Annotated in this window: 15 protein-coding genes and 1 tRNA gene; 11 read left to right on the top strand and 5 right to left on the bottom strand. The window is 41.5% G+C overall.

Translation table 11 applies throughout. The features are described from left to right. Positions 1-162: 162 nt before the first annotated feature. The 4 genes from WBJ53_RS05495 to WBJ53_RS05480 all read left to right on the top strand — a co-directional run bounded on the left by WBJ53_RS05495 (position 163) and on the right by WBJ53_RS05480 (position 2,644). Complete coding sequence (locus WBJ53_RS05495) at positions 163-1,341, top strand: glycosyltransferase (RefSeq protein ID WP_338875053.1); 1,179 nt, start codon at positions 163-165, stop codon at positions 1,339-1,341. 14 nt (positions 1,342-1,355) lie between these two features. Next, on the top strand, positions 1,356-1,988 hold the full coding sequence (rsmG, locus tag WBJ53_RS05490) for a 16S rRNA (guanine(527)-N(7))-methyltransferase RsmG (RefSeq protein ID WP_338875052.1): 633 nt from the start codon (positions 1,356-1,358) through the stop codon (positions 1,986-1,988). 101 nt (positions 1,989-2,089) lie between these two features. Beyond that, positions 2,090-2,428 carry a hypothetical protein gene (locus tag WBJ53_RS05485; RefSeq protein ID WP_338875051.1) on the top strand — a complete coding sequence of 113 codons (339 nt, stop codon included), beginning with the start codon at positions 2,090-2,092 and terminating at the stop codon, positions 2,426-2,428. 142 nt (positions 2,429-2,570) lie between these two features. Then, a tRNA-Asn gene (locus WBJ53_RS05480) sits at positions 2,571-2,644 on the top strand. A gap of 159 nt (positions 2,645-2,803) precedes the next feature. On the opposite strand, the gene WBJ53_RS05475 is transcribed toward WBJ53_RS05480, so the two are convergent. The 5 genes from WBJ53_RS05475 to WBJ53_RS05455 form a co-directional block, all read right to left on the bottom strand. Beyond that, on the bottom strand, positions 2,804-4,228 hold the full coding sequence (locus WBJ53_RS05475; protein WP_338875050.1) for a relaxase/mobilization nuclease domain-containing protein: 1,425 nt from the start codon (positions 4,226-4,228) through the stop codon (positions 2,804-2,806). Continuing rightward, positions 4,228-4,596, bottom strand: coding sequence for a plasmid mobilization relaxosome protein MobC (gene mobC, locus WBJ53_RS05470; RefSeq protein ID WP_338875049.1), 369 nt, complete (start codon positions 4,594-4,596; stop codon positions 4,228-4,230). Before mobC ends, WBJ53_RS05475 begins: the two co-directional genes overlap by 1 nt. A 74-nt stretch (positions 4,597-4,670) precedes the next feature. Then, positions 4,671-5,069: a hypothetical protein gene (locus WBJ53_RS05465; protein ID WP_338875048.1), complete on the bottom strand. Its 399-nt coding sequence runs from the start codon at positions 5,067-5,069 to the stop codon at positions 4,671-4,673. Between the two features lie 98 nt (positions 5,070-5,167). Then, a complete protein-coding gene (locus WBJ53_RS05460) occupies positions 5,168-5,971 on the bottom strand; it encodes a response regulator (protein ID WP_338875047.1) in 804 nt (267 codons plus the stop codon). After that, a complete protein-coding gene (locus WBJ53_RS05455) occupies positions 5,968-7,725 on the bottom strand; it encodes a histidine kinase dimerization/phosphoacceptor domain -containing protein (protein ID WP_338875046.1) in 1,758 nt (585 codons plus the stop codon). Before WBJ53_RS05455 ends, WBJ53_RS05460 begins: the two co-directional genes overlap by 4 nt. A gap of 203 nt (positions 7,726-7,928) precedes the next feature. On the opposite strand from WBJ53_RS05455, the gene WBJ53_RS05450 reads away from it, so the two are divergent. The 7 genes from WBJ53_RS05450 to WBJ53_RS05420 all read left to right on the top strand — a co-directional run bounded on the left by WBJ53_RS05450 (position 7,929) and on the right by WBJ53_RS05420 (position 16,754). Then, entirely contained in the window at positions 7,929-9,716 is a 1,788-nt protein-coding gene (locus WBJ53_RS05450; RefSeq protein WP_338875045.1) for a type IV secretory system conjugative DNA transfer family protein, read from the top strand. A 53-nt stretch (positions 9,717-9,769) separates the two neighbouring features. Next, on the top strand, positions 9,770-11,026 hold the full coding sequence (gene ectB / locus WBJ53_RS05445) for a diaminobutyrate--2-oxoglutarate transaminase (protein WP_338875044.1): 1,257 nt from the start codon (positions 9,770-9,772) through the stop codon (positions 11,024-11,026). An 84-nt stretch (positions 11,027-11,110) separates the two neighbouring features. After that, positions 11,111-11,503 (top strand): ectoine synthase, encoded by a 393-nt coding sequence (locus WBJ53_RS05440; protein ID WP_338875043.1) that lies wholly within the window; start codon positions 11,111-11,113, stop codon positions 11,501-11,503. A gap of 99 nt (positions 11,504-11,602) precedes the next feature. Next, positions 11,603-13,243: a hypothetical protein gene (locus tag WBJ53_RS05435; protein ID WP_338875042.1), complete on the top strand. Its 1,641-nt coding sequence runs from the start codon at positions 11,603-11,605 to the stop codon at positions 13,241-13,243. 64 nt (positions 13,244-13,307) lie between these two features. Further along, a complete protein-coding gene (locus WBJ53_RS05430; protein WP_338875041.1) occupies positions 13,308-14,750 on the top strand; it encodes a glycosyltransferase family 4 protein in 1,443 nt (480 codons plus the stop codon). A gap of 34 nt (positions 14,751-14,784) precedes the next feature. Beyond that, entirely contained in the window at positions 14,785-15,753 is a 969-nt protein-coding gene (locus WBJ53_RS05425) for a radical SAM protein (protein ID WP_338875040.1), read from the top strand. Then, entirely contained in the window at positions 15,750-16,754 is a 1,005-nt protein-coding gene (locus WBJ53_RS05420) for a hypothetical protein (protein WP_338875039.1), read from the top strand. Before WBJ53_RS05425 ends, WBJ53_RS05420 begins: the two co-directional genes overlap by 4 nt. Positions 16,755-16,904: the final 150 nt, after the last annotated feature.

Genomic DNA, 16,904 nt, shown 5'->3' with positions numbered 1-16,904 from the left:
GCAAGGGGTGAGGTTAGTCTGGACTTCCCCGCCCCTTGCCCTCCACGCCACACCCCGCTATTCCCCGCGCCCTAAGCCCCTTGCCCCTCACCCCTTGCTTCGCTATCTTTGCGTTTTCATTCAGAAAACCATTCACTTAACGAGTCAATCTCTCCTTTCTTTGTGATTACTGTCCTGCTGATATTCTGGCTGCTTATGGTCGGCATTCAGCTTATTTATATTCTCTTTATCTTCTCCCGAACGGCTTTTTGGAATGCCAGCCATTCGGCTAGTGCGGTATCTACAGCGGCCCCGCAACCGGGCGTAACAATCATAGTCTGCGCCCGCAATGAACTCGATAACCTGACCGATCTGCTCCCATTACTAGACCAGCAGAACTATCCAACGTTCGAAGTGCTGGTGATGGACGACCGTTCGAGCGACGGCACGCTTACCTTTCTGGAAAACGAAATCACCGGTCTGACCCATGTTCGGTTTATCCGTATCGACCGGGAACATGAGCACGTTACTCCCAAAAAATATGCTATCACCATTGCCCTCAAAAAAGCCGTTTACCCCATCGTTTTGTTGACCGATGCCGATTGCCGGCCAGCAACAACCGAATGGCTTGCCCAAATGGTAGCCCCATTAACGGATCAGGACAAAAAACTGGTGCTGGGTTTTTCGCCCTACCAGCAGCAGCCCGGCTTTCTCAATCTGCTCATTCGGGCCGAAACACTTTTTACGGCGGTTCAGTATTTTTCGCTGGCGCTGGTGGGTCGCCCCTATATGGGCGTTGGCCGCAACCTGGCCTACCGCACACAGCTTTTCTTTGATAATCGCGGTTTCTACACCCACAAGAACATTGTGGGGGGCGACGACGACCTGTTTGTCAACGAAGTCGCTACGGGTCAAAATACGGCGATTTGCCTCGATCCCGATACGTTCGTCTGGTCGAGACCTAAAGAATCCTGGGCCGAATGGCAGCAACAGAAACGTCGGCATCTGAACGTTGGCAACTATTATAAAACCGGGAATAAGATTCGGTTAGGGCTACAAACAAGCACGCACGTGCTTACATGGGTGCTGGGCCTGCTCGTCGGACTGATAATTTTAGGGTATGCCATCGGCTATTATACGTTTACAGCCAGCGAATGGCTACTTTTGCTGATCGCTTCGGGTGCATTTTTGTTTCGGATAGTGGCCTTTTGGGGCATTGTGGGGCAAATCAGTTATAAACTGGCCCATACAGTTCATTGGGCCATTATGCCAGCCGTCGATCTGCTGCTGGCTATTTACTATGGCCTGAGTGGCCTCCGAATGCTGTTTACCCGACGCCAAAAGCGAATTTACTGGCGGTAGCCTTCTATTGACTAATGAACATCGACCTTCTGCTCAAGTATTTTCCAGACCTTACCGCCCAGCAAAAAGAGCGCTTTGCGGCCTTGGATGAGCTCTATCGCGACTGGAATGCCCGCATCAATGTTATATCCCGGCAAGACATCGACTCGCTCTACGAAAAGCACGTCCTGCATTCGCTCGGTATTGCCAAAGTGGTGCAGTTTAAACCCGGTACCGAAATCCTGGACGTAGGAACGGGCGGAGGTTTTCCGGGGATTCCACTGGCCATTCTGTTTCCACTGGCCGACTTCCACCTGGTCGATAGCATTGGCAAAAAAATAAAGGTTGTCGAAGAGGTAGCCAACGCGCTAGGGCTAACCAACGTAAAAGCCCAGCAGACCCGCGTGGAGCAGCTAAACACCACCTACGACTTTGTAGTGAGTCGGGCCGTAACACGCCTGAAGCCATTTATGGGCTGGATGCGCTATAAAATCCACAAAGCAGGCAACAACGACCGCCCCAATGGTGTTCTGTACCTGAAAGGTGGCGATCTGACCGAAGAGCTGGCCGAAGTGCCTGACCGTTACCGGGTTTATGATCTCTCCGACTATTTCGACGAGCCTTTCTTTGAAACAAAAAAAGTAATTTATTTACCTAAAACTAAATAGGTGAATGAGCAAATTAGCCTGGACCAATTAAAAAAATCAATTCACTGAAATTCAGTCACTTATTCACTAATCCGCTCATTCACTAACTCGCTCATTTCTTTATGCCAAACGAACGATTTCGCAGCAGTAGTTTTAAAGACCCCATTCGGCACGACGAGATTCTTTTCGACGACAAAGGGGTGACCTTCCGAATCCGCAAGCTGATTGGAGGAACCGACAACTTTGTTTTCTACTCCGACATTTCGGGTGTAGAAATCGACAACGGCCTGTTTTTTGCCACCATTCGGGTGATTCCACGGGCTCGCCCTGAAATTGTGATCCAGAACTTTACGAAAGGCGATGCCCGGCGCGTAAAAGAGCTGATCCTGCAGAATGTGCCCAGCCATCGGCCCGACGTATTCGGTGGTCCTACAACGCAGGGCGGCTACCCAACCCGCTAGTCAGAAAAAATTTTTGCCGAATCTTGAGGTTGACTATCACGCGGTTGTATCGGCAAGAGCATCTTTTTTCGATAGCGACACCAATTTTTCTTAGACAAACGCTTGCGTGGTGTCATTCTCTGCACTACTTTTGCACCACGATTCCCGAATAGCTCAGTCGGTTAGAGCATCTGACTGTTAATCAGAGGGTCGCTGGTTCGAGCCCAGCTTCGGGAGCCTGAAAATCAAGCACTTACGAGATAAAACTTGTAAGTGCTTTTTTATTTGCACAAGATTTGCACAAGAAATTTAGGTTGGCTCGGAACAGGTAGTGTACAACAGATGCGCTATTGGGGTTCATCTATTCCAGCGTAACCATATTTTTCACGAATATTTTTAGCGAACTCTCTTTTTTACCTTCTGCTGGTTGCGCTCTCGGATTGCCCTCTGCTCCTGCATCAGTCGTTGAAGCTCGTTTTCATTGTTGGCAACTTCGGCTGTCGTTAGGTCTTCATTTTCCAAAAATTGCCGTGCTGTTGTCTGTTGTCGCTGCACGGTTTCTTCCTGTGGTTTGTCATTTTGATCAACCAATTCGTCCTCGGCTTGCATAAACTCTTTCAGGATGTCTTGATGCCGTTTACTATCTGGCTTTGTACTCGGTTGGCTTGTGTCTTCTTCGTTAGCTGCAAATTGCTGCGCTATCCTTTGCTGTCTCTGTCGGCTCTCAATGCTCTGTGACTTCGTAGTTATCTCCTCTTGTGCCTCTGTGTAATCATTCACTAACTGCGTTGCAGATTCTTCGGCTTTGCCCGTCAATTCATCCGAATTCAAAAAATACTCTCCTGCTCGTTTCTTTTTCTTTTCAAGGCTATCGGTTTGATCTGTTGCTTCTGCTTCCGTCAGTTCTTGGCCTGATTGAATAAAGCTTTCAGCCAAATCTTTCATTCGCTTGCGGCTCTCAGTCTCTTCGACTTCCTGTGTTGTATCCTGCTTATTATCCCAGAAGGCAATGGCCGTTTTTTTCGCTTTATCCAAATCGCGCTGCTGTTCGGCCTTATTCGCGTTACTACTACCTTCCTGCTTTTGACGCATCAATTCGATGGCTTCTTTCTCCGGTATCAGCTTTTCATGGCGCAAACGCTGACGAACTTCTTTGATCCACACACCTTTTAGCTGGCGTACTAGATCAAACGACCGCCCATTCTCATCTACCACCATGAACGGATGACGTGGCACACCTTCGGCCAACAGATACCCATTGTCATGGACGGCTTTGACAAACTCTTTCCCCGTTTCAGTGTCGTTCCATAGATTGGTCAGCGCTTCCTTGAGTTCAGGCCGATGCTGATTGCGGTGGGGCGTAGGTTGCTGCTCAAACACTCGCTCCATTTCTTTACGAGCACGATCTTGAGCCAGTCGGCTAAACTTGTTGGCAATCACTTTGCCGGTTTTATGGTCGTAGCGCTCCCAGACCACATGCGCATGTGTCCTGCCCTTTTTGGTGTGTAGGACAATCACGCGCCGTTGCTCCTGCAACCCTAACTCGTTGCCCAAAATATCAGCCGCCTTGAGCCAGTCCTTTTCGCTCATTTTCCGGTCTTCGCTATAAGCCGGATTGATCTGGGCGTGGTACAGCCCTTTCTGACTTTTGGTTGGCTCGCTGGTCAGCGACATGCTTTGCAAGGTCTGATGCAAATAAGCGTCGGTTGCGTTTGAGCGTCCGGCAACGTCCACAACCTGGACACGTTCATTGGCTTCTCCAGAGAGAAGGTAATGTGCTAGCTGTTTGCCATTGCCCCGTATCGCTCCCCGGATGACCATTAGCTAAGCAGTTTGAGAACCTGTGCTGTGAGATTATCCAAACCTTGCATGGCCTGGTTGATCTCATCCGTATCGATGTCGGCCAGTTGCCCCGTCTCATCACGGCTGTTGAGGGCACGTGCAATCTGATTGACATTGCTGCCGACCTTGCCAAGTTCGGCCATCACATGGAGCAGCAATTCACGTTCTGGTGTGGGCTTATGCCGCAGGGGTTGTGTGGCCGCCATTGTCCGCAAGCGCATGAAGTCGCTGGGCGTATAGCCGTTCTCGGCTGCCATCTGCCAGATACGCAGTTTCTCAGATGCAGTCACGCGAACGCGAATAGTGAATTCGCGTTTGTCCGCATCGTCCTTTGGGGGTCGTGCCATACGCGGTAGCGTTTACAGGGAGGGTTAAGGGAGGGAGTATCCCCGCCCTTACAAGATCGGTTTGAGAGCTACAATTAAGGAGTTTTTGTAGCTACAAACCACGTCTTGCAACACCTACCCACGAAGATAAGGAAACCACGGGGTTTCTGGGTGAACTGCTTTTTCTTTTTTCTGGGCAATGGCTTTTCTAATAGTGAAAATCTCTGGTTTGGGATTTGCTGGTTTGGATGCAAGGCGGCAACTGATTTTTGCCCGTTGGCGCTTTTTTCTGTCTCCGGTGCGGCAAAAGCAGATGTGGCTGTGGGGATGGCGTGCCGAACCATCTGCCCTGGCAAAGCAGCCATTTTCCCAGCATGCAAAGGGACTTCCAAATCACGCAGGAACTTCTGGCAAAGACCCCAGAATACGTTTTCATGCTCGCCGTACCGAGCCAGCTCAAGGGCAATGATGCGATAAACACGATACCAGCCCATCAAGAACACAGCTCACTCCTCGACCTTTACAAATCCGGCAAATCGCTTTGGTAAATACGATCACATGCCTCATTGACTAATTCTTATCGCCCTTTTCATCAAGTCCGTTTCCGCGAACGAATTGCATTGAGACGCTCTAAAAGTGGCTGGCGAGTTCCTTCCGGTAATGCAACTTCATAGCTACCCAGAACGAGGTAACTGGTTTCGATCCGATCCAAATGATCCATATTAATGGCAACCGAACGCGATAATTTGTAGAACGTATTTGGCAAATAATCGAGTATATTGCTCAAGCCCTTCGCAACAACCACACGCCTTATCTTACGCTTTAATCGGTCTAATTCCTCTGACGTTAGGAATAATTCAGTATACCCCTTATCAGCCTCTAAATAGATTATATTCTTTATATAAATACGGAACCTAGCGGTCCTATCCGGTAGATAAAGATAATCGGACGTACTGATCAAGTCTGTTTTTTGCTCGTCATCATCATAAGACTTGAGCCTGTTTTCTGAAGGGTTGCCTTCGTGATAATTATGCAGGGCTAAGTCGATCTGCCTGACAAGGTCCCAAGGCCGGAATGGCTTATAAAGAAATCCTATAGGGTTTGTTTTTTTAGCTCTTTCATAGGTCTCATCTTCCATACGGCCCGTTATATAAAAGATCAGAACCGGTTTGATTTTTTTCAAACTCTGTGCTGTTGTAACCCCATCGGGTTTACCCTTAAGGCCAATATCGAGGAGGACTAAATCCGGCGACTCTGTCTTCATCAAGGCAATCGCGGAGTCATGATCAGCAGCCTCTCCACAGATTTTATAACTGGTCCGTTCAAGACTTTCTTTGATCGCCATAACGGCTAGAGACTCATCCTCTACGATCAAAATGCGTACGGGTGTTTTCATGAGTGTAAATGGATAGATGGAGAATCATAAACAGGGAATGACAATCGGAATATCTTGCCACCTGCTGCATGGCAAGCCTTACCATGTAAGCGTTGTGTGAAGGCCTGAATTAATTTCAGGCCGAAGCTCTCATAGCTTTTCCCGGCGTCAAAACCGGGACCATTATCCTCTATTTCCACGTTGATCGTATGATCGCTACGCTGGCAAGTCACTATGAGACGAGAAGCAGGCTGGACCGGGAATGCATATTTACAGGAATTGGTCACCAGTTCATTGATGATCAATCCCAAAGACATCGCTTTATCGGGATGGAGCCAAACAGGTTCCAATGTATAAATTGGCTGAATGTGCGCATAGCTATAGCCATACAAGACACCTTCGACCAGTTCAGGGATAAAATTCTCCAAGTTGATTTTAACCAATTGCTGGTTCCTATAATAAAGCCGTTGATGTACCAAGGCCATCACTTCTACGCGAAGCAATCCTTCAGTGATGGCTTTTTGAGCGTCTTCATTCGTCAGACGATTGGACTGTAATGTCATCAGATTGGCGAGTTGCTGAAAATTATTCTTCACCCGATGGCTCTGCTCCATCACCAAAGCCTCATTCTCCTGGCTAAGCCGCTGGTAGCGCCGAAAAAACCGGTAAAAAAATATGCTCGCGATAATGGCTAGAATGCATACCCCAATCACGATCCCGTTCAATCGTCGTTGCCAGTTCAGTTGGGCTTCTTTTTTCTGGGTTTCATACTCTATATTCAAACGCGTTATGGCCCCTTCTCGATCTGCTTGTAGTGCCTCTACGGTTAAATCATAATACGTCTTTTGTGTCTTTAATGCCTCTTGCCAGTGTCCGGTTTGTTCATAGAGTCGGGTATAAATTTGAAAGAGTTTTCCTCGTTGTTGGAAATCACCCTGCCTGGCCGTGTCCATGACATACTGTGCCCGACTTAGCCATTTTTTTGCACCAACAGGCTGTTGTAAAATCAGACAGGCATCCGCCAGGTTTAATGACGTATTGATAATGGGATAGGGTGTTTTTTCTTTTGTAAAGATGGAATCCGCTTTCTTCAGGTAAGCAAGCCCAAGCTGAGGGGTGACCTTCAAGAGGAGCGTTCCTTTGATAAGGTAAATGTTGGCGATATCAATGGGCACGTTTAACATCAACGCCAATTTTTCAGCCTGATTAAAATAGTAGATTGCACTATCCAGCGAGTAAGGAGGATAGACTCCTGGCGTTTCTCGATTCAACTCATACCCTAATGTATGGGCACCGGCCATTGAGGTGTATCCACTTATTAGACCGTGTTTGGAACCAGCGGCTTTGAAATTCGCCATTGCCTTCCGTATGGTCTGCATGACCTCAATATACTTTTTCTGCTCCACCAGAGAGTGTGACATGAATAAATACGTTTTGCCAACCGCTTCTGCTTCTGAGGAACCCAGTGGCTCACGTATCCGCAAGGAACGGATAAAGTATTTCTGGGCCGTTTCAAAATCACCCAGGCCTGTATAGCGTTTTCCTAACCGATAGCACATTTCGGCTACCTCTAAAGAGTCACCTTTCACCATCGCGTCCTCGTATTCTTTTTGGGCTTTTACCAGCTTGTCATAGAGGGAACGCCCTATCACTTTAGGCGGATCGGACGCTTTTTGCGCTTCCAAGGGAAAGGCGTTTAAAACTCCTGCTGTCAGAATGAGGAACAGCCTATAAGAACGCCTTATCTTTTGTAAAAAGATCAGGATGGGGGCCATGTGATTGAAGGGTGGAGATAGCTAACCAATTTAGGCAAAGGCTCATTTTAACCAAAAATACTGTCCTGGATACTACCGATGGCTTTGCCTAGCAATTTCATGTGGCAAAAACCGCGTTTCATCAACCCGTTTCCGGCATTCGTGAAACAGCCGAGGCATGGCATTGATAAATAGCGCATTTTGAATTGATTTTTTATTCCCCTATGAATCTGCTGGACAGTAACTCGACAAAACGGTGGCTTGGGGTGACCTCTGCCGAAATCGAAGAGCTTTTTCGGATCAAGCCAAGTGCTTCGTTCCGCAACCGGCTCATTCTGTTTCTGGTCGGCCTCATTCTGACGCCTATTACCTTGGCGGGCGCCCTGTTCGGCTATACGCAGGCGTATCTGCGCTTCATGAAGCCGTTCGCCGTATATCCCCTGCTCTATCCCTTAAATCCCATCGTGCGGTTTGCCATGTTTGCCTGGGCGATCCTGGGCTGGTTGGTGCTGTTTGGCCTCGTATTCATGCTCAGGCTGCTCGCGGAAATTATAGGGTTGCAAGGCTATGCGTTTCTAGTGTTCCTGGGTTCCAACCTGTTTTTTTCGCTCATTGTCTTTTTTGTTTTCCGGCGCTGGCAAATAGGCATTAACAATTCACTGGTCGAAAGCGACCGCTTTGGCTCGGCGCGGTTTGCCCGGCCTGATGAACTGAACTCCTACCGGCAAGGGCCAGGCCTGTATATCGGTGGCGGGTATGTCTTCAAGGACAAAGGCCATATCCTAACAGTTGCTGGTACACGGGGTGGCAAAGGCACGAATTTGATTATCCCCAACCTGCTTGGTTTAGGTGGTTATACAGGTTCCTGGGTAGTGATCGATCCCAAAGGCGAGAATGCTGCAATCACAGCGCGGTATCAACGCGAAAGCGGACGGCAGGTTGTCATTCTTAATCCGTGGGGATTGCTGGAAGAGCATATTGGCGAAGCAGAATCCTATAACCCACTCGATATTCTAGCTGATACTAGCAGCATTCATTTAGTTGATGATGCGCACATGATCGCGGAAATGCTCGTGCCCGTTGAGCGTGACGATAAGAACCGCTTCTTTACCGATACCGCGCGTTCTGTCGTCACTGGCCTCATCATGCAGATTGCAACAACGCAGGAAGGTAATGATCGAACTCTTACTACGCTCTGGCGATGGGCACGGCTTGCCGGTGATGATTGGGATGAATTGATTGCCCGTATGCGGCTCAACAATGATCCGGTGAACGGAGAAATCATTCGCAATGCCGGTAACGAAATCGTCAAATTGATGGAAGCCGGTGAGGAAACGTTTGGCAGTATCCTCTCCTCCATTTTACAAGCAACTGACTTTCTAAAAAGCCCATCCCTGCAAAAAGCATTACGGTCCGGCTATGACCCGGCCACCTTATCGGATGGTGATACGGCACTCTATATCATCATTCCCGCCGACAAACTGCAAAGCCATGCGCGTTGGCTGCGGCTCATGGCGACAACGACCTTACGGGCTGTTGTCAGAAACCCCAACAAGCGCGTTACATTTTTACTCGATGAATTTGCAGCTTTGGGTTATTTACCTGAAATCGAAACAGCTTTAAGTACCTATGCCGGATTTGAAATCACGGTCTGGCCGATCCTGCAATCACTGATTCAATTGCAGGGATTGTATGGTGAGAACTGGGAAACTTTCACGGCAAACACGGCAATACGGCAGTTCTTTACCATCAACGATAATTTTACAGCCAACTATGTGAGTGCGGCCATTGGTCAAACTTCTCATGTGATTACAACACGAAGCTGGTTTGGTGTACAGGACGCTAATGCAAATCAAAGACCCTTGGTAACGCCCGATGAAGTGCGACGTGGATCGTCAGATAATATTTTCGCGTTTTTCGGAGGTAGCCCGTCAACGACTTTTGCAAAAATACCATACTTTCATTTACCAGAATTAAAAGGGAAGTTTAGTAATAATCCATATCATAAATAACATTATAGACCTCATCTATAATAAATTTTAAAGCATAAGCCTGCTATATAATAATGGAAATTTTTGAATCTATTGAATCAAATGTCAGAAGTTATATTCGTCATTTCCCTGTCATATTTGATAAAGCTAAAGGTTCTAAAATTTACGACGAGTACGGAAACGCGTTCATTGATTTTTTTGCTGGGGCAGGTTCTCTCAACTATGGCCATAATAACCCTATTGTAAATAAAGCTCTTATAAAATATTTAAAAAGTGATGGAATAACGCTATCGTTAGATAAAGCAACTGTTGCAAAAAGGGAATTCTTAAAGAGATTTAATGAAATAATATTATTACCCAGAAACCTTGATTATAAAATTCAGTTTACCGGTCCTACTGGGGCCAACTCTGTGGAAGCGGCTCTAAAATTAGCGCGCCTTATAAAAAAAAGACAAAATATTATATCGTTCACAAATGCTTATCATGGATTGTCTTTAGGCGCACTCGCAATAACGGGTAATTCGTTCTACCATAACCAATTTTATAGTCATAGATCTAATGTAGCTCATATGCCTTATGATGGGTATTTTGGTGAAGGCTTTAATACTCTAAGTTATATGAGAAGATTTTTAGAAGATAAAGGTAGTGGTATAGAATTACCTGCTGCTATAATTGTAGAAATTATACAATGCGAGGGCGGAGTAAATATTGCTAGTATATCGTGGTTAAAAGAATTAGAGTTGCTCTGTAAAGAATTAGATATTTTATTAATTGTAGATGATATACAAATTGGTAATGGGCGTACTGGTCGTTTTTTTAGTTTTGAAGAAGCAGGTCTGTATCCTGACTTAGTTTGTATCTCTAAGTCAATCGGCGGTGGGCACCCTATGGCATTACTATTAATAAAACCAGAATTAGATCAATGGCAACCAGGGAAGCACACAGGGACTTTTAGAGGAAATAATTTAGCTATGGTCGCATCTACAGAAATCCTAAATTCTTACTGGCAAACGAATAGTTTAATTGAATCTATAGATAAAAACTCGAAAATAATTCGTACTTATCTTGATCTAATTTCTCAAGAAATACCTGAGCTCAATATGAAAGTTAAAGGAAGAGGTATGATTTGGGGATTAGAAATCCCAAAACTTGGCTTTCCAAATAAAGTGATATCACATGCCTTTAAGCGGAAGCTTATTATAGAAACATGTGGGATAAATAATCATACTATAAAATTGATACCTCCATTAATCATCAAAAGAGAGTTACTAAAGGAGGGATTGGATATATTTAGAGATGTCATACATGGATTAAGCAAAGATGAAGGGTGATTTTTAACAATAAAAACTTCTTTAAGCTCGCGCTAGAACTGAACTTCAAAATTTATATACTCCTTAAGTAAACCAGCTAATGATATGATAGTACGGCGTCTAATTGATTTAAACGAAACTGATCGTGAGGTAAAAGCGCCCAATGGGAATTGGGTAAGCCGACGATTTCTCCTTAAAGGAGATAATGTAGGTTTCTCTATGCATGATACATTAATACATGCAGGAACTGAGACATACATTTGGTATAAATACCATGTAGAGGCAGTTTATTGTGTCTCTGGAAAAGGAGAAATTGAGAATTTGGAGACTGGTGAAATACACAATATCTCAGATGGAACAATATACGTATTAAATCTTCATGAAAGGCATTACCTTAGAGCATATGAAACTATGAGGCTAATATGCGTATTCAACCCGCCAATTGTTGGAAATGAAGTACACACAGAAGAAGGATATTACGATCTTCCCAAAGAATAATATATAAATTTCTGGATGTTCGTAAAATTGCTCTATAATGAGTTTTGTGATTTTGCTTAATATACCCCTGAATAAGTAAACTAATAAAACTTTCTTCGTATGGATGCTAATACAGAAATACAGGAATCAATAGCATATCTAACTAGAAACCAGTATAATATTGAAAAAGCCAAAGGCATAAACAAAGCTTTTGAAAAAATTGTTGTACATCTTAAAGAATATTTTGACGATGAAGATGTACTTTTTATGCTATCTGAACTTTCAGATGATATAAAGATACTAATTATCCAACAATTCTTCCAGCATACTCAAAAAGGGAGCCATCAAACAGAATTTGATTATAATAAAGTTTCCGCTTTATTGAACAAATGGTTCAATATTAAAATTGATTTGCATTGGGAACAATCTAAAATTCAGACTAAAAATAACATTAAAACTATTAGTAGTAAAGCTGATAATCAAGGTATCTCAAAAATAGACTTTGGCGAAACAAAAATTTTTTTTGTCACAAATGGAACCCATCGGCTAGCGGTAAAAGAGTTGTTAAATACTATTTCTCAAAATACAATTATTACAACAGATAGAACTTCACCTCCTTGTGCTATAGCTGAATTTATTCCACTTTGGTTAAAGGATAGAAGCCTAAATGTAAGCGAGTATTATATAGACGGTTCAAACCATCATCAAATTGAACAATACTTTTCGATTATAGAACGATCATTATCAGAAAATATAGGGATATCATTTCATGAAGTTTCTACTGAAATGGGCATTATCACAAATGGAGATGCTCTTCGATTTCACAAAGACCGTTTAGTGAACCAATATGCATTCCTTGATAAACTAGGAGCTAATAGAAACTCCTTTAGTGTATCCCAGTGTTTAACCCTTATCGACTGGGACATGCAAGAAAACACTATGTCAGGTATTATATTCGATCATCCCAATGGTGACAGATATATTTTTTGCTTATTCCCAGGAGAAACGATAAGCTTACTATTTGCAGAGAACGTTAAACCAATTGGTCCAATGATGATGCCTTATCATTGTGCTCTTCCAGTAATAGATAACTCCGCTAGAAATACAATAGGGATTGCTAAAGGTAAGCGTTTAAGTACTGTTCTAAGAGGTCTTGTAAATTTAGAGAGTTTAGCTAAACTAACAGAAAAATCTTCTAATATACCTATCAATGAATTGAGTATAGAAAATGGGAACTCACGTATATACAGAGATGGCACTAAAATATTTCATAATAAAGTACAGGACATAGAAAACTCACAAGGGTGTTTAGTAGATGATCAAGGTGAAGAAATCACAATAATTGAACTTTCCATTCAGGGTAATGAAAAATTTCTTTATGAACTTCTCGGTGGAGATCTAAGTAATACGAAATTATATCGACTTGAAAAGCGGAGTTCTGGTTTCTCAGACCTTAATATAGCTATCCCAGATTTTACTACAGCAGACCAAATACATATAATTAATAGGTCTAAAAATTGTCCACAGAATAATTTTAATTATCCAATTGCATTTGATTTTAACGAGCATCAACTACCCTGGATACAATTATTTCCAGTATCTGTTTCTGAATCTATTGAAATTCCTAAAAATATGAGGCATTTAGTAAGGCTATGTCCACCAAGTGAAGTATTGCATAGGTCTGCGATAGCTGACTCTTTCTATCAATTTTCAACTTTAAAACGTCGCCAATCTATTATAGTAGACATAGTTTTAAGGTGAGAAGCAAATTAATTATAACAGAAAATATGAAGGAAGTTTAATGTTTGACTAAATAACTTAAACAATGAATATTGCCATTTTTATATACAATAGAATTCACATGTATTCTGGTGGACAATATCACGCATTCTCATTAGGTAAAGCAATAGCTGCTTGTGGTCACAATGTGAATTTTTTTTGGAATATCTCACCAGTCTTTGCCTCAGAGTTCTCGGATATACAGACGTTTAGCTTTACTACAGAGGAAGTTGAGTATCAAGCTAATAAGAATTATGACTATGTAATAGTTGCTCCATCGGGGTTTTATGTTCCTACTTATTATGAATCTGCTCTTCAGCTTGCTGGATTATCAAATGCGCGAATATGTTTATTAAATTATGAAAGCGAGAATTGGTTCAACAACTTAGCTCCAACAAAAGATGATCCTAGAGTATGGGATTATTGGCGACGAGTCTTATGCTATGGAGGCTTGGTAATTTCAAGTACCTTCGAAGCCCAGGAATATGCAAGGAATTTCTATAGAACACCTTTATCAAAACTTCATTTTGACGTCTCTAGGCCACCTATCAATTCAAATGAAGCTAATAAAGTACTATCAAAAAATCTATCTAAGGACGCTAGTGTTGTAATTTTTGTACGTCCATTCCATGATTACAAAGGAGGGGAAGATTTACTTAAACTATCTCCTAAAATATTTTCAGGTCGTATTTTAAATATTGTATTTGGTGGTCAACAGAATGATGAGTTTATTGAAAAGGTGAAATCTCATTATAGTAACAATAATGTAACAATACTTACACATACTTGTATTTCTGTTGCAGAAAAGTATATTTTATTAAGAAAGGCTCAAGTTCTTTTGTTTCCAAGCTATTTTGAAGGATTTGGTTATCCACCCATTGAGGCATTTGCCGTTGGTACAGAGGTAGTATGTTATGATTTACCCGTCTTATGTGAAACTTTAGGTAACTTGGCATTTTTTGCTGTAATAGGAAATATAAATCACTTAGAGAAATGCTTATTACAAGCTTTCAATTCTAAACGAGATACATCTATTTTAGTTAATCAAGCCAATTCCGTTTGTGGATTTTATAATGTTGGGCTAAATTTCGCGGAAATCTTAAAAAAAAACCTGTTAATTATTCCCTCCATAACCTCATATTCGACTTATTTGCATTGGGGACCTTTTAGTGTGGAACAAGCCGTGTCGATTCCTTCAATAGGAGTTCAAGTTCCATATCCACCATTTGTTGAAACAAGTACATTATCTAATAGCGGGCTTATTCTCAATATTCGTTTTGCTGTAAATCAGAAAGTGAGAGGAATAGAAATTGAAGGTAGCTGTATTGAGTATTTATCAATCACTTTGGATGAAATAGATTTTGATCAAAAATTTTTACACTATAATATTAAATTGATCGCAAAAAATATTGGCGATAGTTTATTGAAAATGCGATTAGATGATTTGTCATTTTATGAAGAAATAATTCATATTGTAAAAATAGATTAGCAAGTCTTTGTACAATCCTTAAACAGTGAATTTTATGAATGAAGCAAGATTTGCAGAAAAATTAACTCCCTATCTACAAGAGTTAGCTCAAAGGAGTAAAGCAGTGGAAAAAATGTACGTATTTAACTCAAAATACGAAAATATACCAGCAGATATTGAAAGAGATCTATTAAACGAAAAAAATACTTCAGCGGTTTTTGGTGTAGTAAAAAAATATGAAGGTCAAGTATTGGTTCTATTATCATATACTTGTGCTGCTAATTGTCGTTACTGTGAGCGTCAGGATAGAGTTGGAGTTGGTTTAGATTCAATCGGTAGATTGACAGAAAAACAGATCGACACTGTAGTTGATAGTATCAAAAAAGATCCTACAATATATGAAGTAATTGCAAGCGGTGGTGATCCTCTGACACATCCTAAAGGTCTAAAATATTTATTTGATCGTCTCAGTTTGATTGACCATGTTAAAGTACTCCGAATTCATACAAGGTTTCCCTTACAATTCCCAAATAAAGTAAACCTTGAGTTGATGGAACACTTAGTAAAAGCAAAAGATACAATCTATCTAAGCTTGCATATTGACCATCCAGATGAACTTCAGCCAGAATGTATTGAGCTTATAAAAAAATTTCGAGCAGCAGGATTTATTCTTCTCTCTCAAAGTGTATTTTTGAAAGGTGTCAATGATGATGTAATTATTTTAAAAACCATGTTTTTGAGACTTTTTGAGCTTGGCGTACGACCTTATTATATATACCATTGCCAAGAGATACCAACTACAAAAAGATTTGTAATGTCTCTTGCTGATGAGATTTTTATAATGACCAAATTAAGGAATGAACTTTCAGGGCTTGCATTCCCACAACATGTAATTGATATACCTGATGCTTCTGGGAAAGTTATTGTTCCGTCAAACCATTGGAATACAGATACTTCTATAGTTAAAGATTTTACAGGGCAAAAGATAAATACAAACAATTGGGCGAAAAATGAAAGTATATGATCTATTTCCTTTATAATGTACCTGCGTCTGTGCAGCTTGAGAAAAGCTGGTTTCAGAAAGAAATATATGCTAATTTTGAGACAGATATTAGTATTAATAAGTTGATATCACACCTCCGAAAATATATTCCAGATATTGAGCTTCTTAATATTGCAAATAATAATTGGTTTAAATACATAGATAAATACCCAATATTTAATTATACATACGGTTTTGGAAGGCTTATAGATTGTATCCACCCTTCTTATCTTCTAGAGGCAAGTGGGAATAGATATTTTGGCGCAACTCCTTTGGGAATATTACTTTCGTCGAATAAACCTCATAGTAACTCACTTATGAAGGCTTTAGGATACTTAGTACCCAAAGAATATCTTTTAGTTAGCGAAATAAAGAAAGAAGAAGCTCAGATTTTAAATTCTTATTTTTCTTCCTCAAGTTTCCTTGTTCTAAAACCTGCCTATGAAGAGTCTAGCTTAGGATTAAGGCTAATTGAAAATGAACCAGATAATATTTTTAATACAGTCAATGAAGTATATGCAAACATAAAAGCACCCCTTTTACTTCAGGAATATATTGACGGGGAGGATGTTACAATACCAATTATTGGGTATGAAGAAGCTTTCTTACTACCTGCTGTTGTACTTAAGCATGAAAAAAAATCCTCTCAACCTTTTTTATTCGAAGCTGCTTCAAAAGCTACAAAATCTGGTTTAAAATATGAAAGTATGGACGGTTATCCTGAGAAAATAAAAAAAAATATATATAAGATGGCTAAGGATGCTTTTTACATTACTCATCAACGGGATTATGCACGACTTGATTTACGCCTATCATCTAATGGTCAGTGTTATTTTTTGGAGATGAATTCTAATCCACAATTAGGGCTCGATAAAGCATCTTTCGCTGTCTCTGCATCTTTAATTAACTTAGAAGTTGGTGAAATTTTTAGAATGATTCTAGATAATAGAATCATTCCGAGTGGTTTATTTAAAAGTTTTTAATCAAATATTATATAGGTAGTTGCTGTATTCTTCCTAGGAAAGAATACATGTTAACTTTTGTACAACTTATTTTTATGTAAAAAATTTTATATAGTAGATAATTATTGCAAATTAAGTCTAAATAAGCTATTATATTGGTACCTTAAACCT

This window comes from Spirosoma sp. SC4-14, from assembly GCF_037201965.1.
In the GTDB taxonomy this organism is placed as follows: Bacteria; Bacteroidota; Bacteroidia; order Cytophagales; family Spirosomataceae; genus Spirosoma.
This window is presented reverse-complemented; position numbering and strand designations above follow the sequence as displayed.

Bases quoted from the DNA above. Each gene is read 5' to 3' on its own strand.
- WBJ53_RS05485 (WP_338875051.1), top strand. From the start codon at position 2,090: ATGCCAAACGAACGATTTCGCAGCAGTAGTTTTAAAGACCCCATTCGG.
- WBJ53_RS05475 (WP_338875050.1), bottom strand. From the start codon at position 4,228: ATGGTCATCCGGGGAGCGATACGGGGCAATGGCAAACAGCTAGCACAT.
- WBJ53_RS05455 (WP_338875046.1), bottom strand. From the start codon at position 7,725: ATGGCCCCCATCCTGATCTTTTTACAAAAGATAAGGCGTTCTTATAGG.
- WBJ53_RS05430 (WP_338875041.1), top strand. From the start codon at position 13,308: ATGAATATTGCCATTTTTATATACAATAGAATTCACATGTATTCTGGT.
- ectB (WP_338875044.1), top strand. From the start codon at position 9,770: ATGGAAATTTTTGAATCTATTGAATCAAATGTCAGAAGTTATATTCGT.
- WBJ53_RS05440 (WP_338875043.1), top strand. From the start codon at position 11,111: ATGATAGTACGGCGTCTAATTGATTTAAACGAAACTGATCGTGAGGTA.
- WBJ53_RS05450 (WP_338875045.1), top strand. From the start codon at position 7,929: ATGAATCTGCTGGACAGTAACTCGACAAAACGGTGGCTTGGGGTGACC.
- WBJ53_RS05425 (WP_338875040.1), top strand. From the start codon at position 14,785: ATGAATGAAGCAAGATTTGCAGAAAAATTAACTCCCTATCTACAAGAG.
- WBJ53_RS05465 (WP_338875048.1), bottom strand. From the start codon at position 5,069: ATGGGCTGGTATCGTGTTTATCGCATCATTGCCCTTGAGCTGGCTCGG.
- rsmG (WP_338875052.1), top strand. From the start codon at position 1,356: ATGAACATCGACCTTCTGCTCAAGTATTTTCCAGACCTTACCGCCCAG.
- WBJ53_RS05420 (WP_338875039.1), top strand. From the start codon at position 15,750: ATGATCTATTTCCTTTATAATGTACCTGCGTCTGTGCAGCTTGAGAAA.
- WBJ53_RS05460 (WP_338875047.1), bottom strand. From the start codon at position 5,971: ATGAAAACACCCGTACGCATTTTGATCGTAGAGGATGAGTCTCTAGCC.
- WBJ53_RS05435 (WP_338875042.1), top strand. From the start codon at position 11,603: ATGGATGCTAATACAGAAATACAGGAATCAATAGCATATCTAACTAGA.
- mobC (WP_338875049.1), bottom strand. From the start codon at position 4,596: ATGGCACGACCCCCAAAGGACGATGCGGACAAACGCGAATTCACTATT.